This window comes from Pseudomonas sp. SIMBA_067, assembly GCF_046534675.1.
Lineage (GTDB): Bacteria > Pseudomonadota > Gammaproteobacteria > Pseudomonadales > Pseudomonadaceae > Aquipseudomonas > Aquipseudomonas putida.
On the sequence record NZ_JAWRYH010000595.1, the window covers coordinates 1 to 265 of the forward strand.

The 265-nt window shown below is 61.9% G+C and carries 1 pseudogene; it reads right to left on the reverse strand.

Annotated elements, in window-relative coordinates:
• Positions 1 to 265: pseudogene (locus SB765_RS30480) on the reverse strand (tellurium resistance protein TerC); the annotation flags it as partial.

Here is a 265-nt window from a genome sequence, read left to right on the forward strand (position 1 = left end):
GCCATGAACACGAACAGGTTGTCGACGGAGAGAACCTTCTCCAGTGCATAGCCGGTGACGAACAGGCTGGCCACTTCCGGGCCATGCTGCACATACAGGAAGCCGGCGAATGCAAGGGAGATGGCCACCCAGAATATCGACCAGATCGACGCCCGGGCGAGGCTGATCGGCTTGTCGTCGCGGTGGGTAACCATGTCGAGCAGCAGGGCGGCCAGCGCCAGGCCGACGAATAACGCCATGGTCAGTGGCGGGAAGCCAATGTGTG